The organism is Actinosynnema sp., from assembly GCF_052038725.1.
The window spans coordinates 1-1,505 of sequence record NZ_JBQGCX010000084.1 but is presented as its reverse complement, the minus strand read 5'-3'; the positions used below and the strand labels follow the sequence as shown (position 1 = coordinate 1,505).

At 77.8% G+C, this 1,505-nt stretch carries 2 protein-coding genes; one reads left to right on the top strand and one right to left on the bottom strand.

What is annotated here, in order from left to right; all coding sequences use genetic code 11:
- A partial coding sequence (locus ACTUAL_RS01640; RefSeq protein WP_440899015.1) for a tetratricopeptide repeat protein occupies positions 1-1,152 on the top strand: 1,152 nt, incomplete at its 5' end.
- Positions 1,153-1,233: 81 nt separating this feature from the next.
- Here the strand turns inward: ACTUAL_RS01640 and ACTUAL_RS01635 are convergent.
- Positions 1,234-1,505, bottom strand: a 272-nt coding sequence (locus ACTUAL_RS01635) for a M24 family metallopeptidase (RefSeq protein WP_440899014.1), incomplete at its 5' end; no start/stop codon positions are given.

Genomic DNA, 1,505 nt, shown 5'->3' with positions numbered 1-1,505 from the left:
GCGCTGGGGGCGCTGTGCCTGGCGAACCTGCTGGAGGTCGTCGTGGCCGGGCGGCGGTTCCAGCTGGTCAGCCCGCTGCGCGAGTACGCGGCCGAGCGCGCCGACGAGGAGGAGGACGAGGGGGAGCGGTTCGCGGCGGTGCTGCGGTCGCTCACCTGGCACCTGGCGAGCGCGCTGGCCGCCGACCGGGCGCTGGGAGCCGCGCGGACCGGCGCGGACCTCCCCGGCTCGGACCTCCCCGGCTCGGACCTCCCCGGCGCGGGCCGACCATTCGCGGACGCGGCCGAGGCGGGCGCGTGGTTCGCCGCCGAGCGGGTCAACCTGGTGGCGTGCGCGCGGCGGGCCGCGGAGCTGGGCGAGCACGGGGTGGCGTGGCGGTTGGCGGTGGCGCTGTTCGAGCACTGCTACCGGGTCAAGGCGTGGGACGACTGGATCACCGCGCACGAGCTCGGGCTGGTGTCGGCGCGGGCCTCCGGTGAGGCCGTCGGGGTGGCGCTGGTGCTCGGCGGGCTCGGGGTGGCGTTCCGGGAGCGGCGCGAGCACGCGCGCGCGGAAGCGTGCTTCCGTGAGGCGCTGGAGATCCACGAGGGCGCGCGGGACGAGCGCGGGACCGGGTGGGTCGCGATCCGGTACGCGCAGCTGTGCCGGGAGCTGGGGCGCGACGGCGAGGCGGTGGCGCTGGCGACTCGGGCGCTCGACGTGGCCGAGCGGTTGGGGGACCGGCAGGCGGCAGGGGAGGCGCGCAACAGCGTGAGCGGGCTGCACCGGGAAGCCGGGCGGACGGCCGAGGCGCTGGCGTTCGCGGAGGCCGCGCTGGGCGACTTCACCGCCGCCGGGTCGGCGCGGAGCGCGGCGTGGGCGCGGTTGAGCGCGGCGAACGCGCTGCGGGACGCGGGGCGGTTCGCCGAGGCGGTGGAGCTGTACGCGCTGGTGCGCGAGGCGCGGCGGGCGCCGGGGGAGGAGTACGGGCTGGCGCTGGTGCTTGCGGAGCTGGGGTGCGCGCGGTGCCTGGCCGGTGACGTGGCGACCGGGCTGGCGGAGCTGCGGGAGGGCTTGGCGCTGCTCCCCGAGGGGGACGTGGTCCGCGAGCGGGTGCGCGGCTGGGTCGAGCGCTTCACCGCCTCCGGCGAGGCGGGCTCGACCGGCGCCTGACCCGGCCGCTCACCGCAGGACCGGTGACCGACGGACCGGTGACCGACGGGCGCCCCCACGACCGGGGCGCCCGTTCGGGCGTCAGCGCTGCTCGCCCTCACGCCGGGTGAGCACCACGGGCCCGTCCTCGGTGATCGCGACGGTGTGCTCGGAGTGGGCGGTGCGGGAGCCGTCCGCCGAGCGGATGGTCCAGCCGTCCTCGTCGTAGACGATCCGGTCCGTCGTGCGCGCCAGCCACGGCTCCAGGGCCAGCGTCAGGCCGGGCCGCAGCTTGAGGCCGCGACCGGCCTTGCCCTTGTTGGGCACGTGCAGGTCCTCGTGCATCGTGCCCCCGATGCCGTGGCCGCCGAACT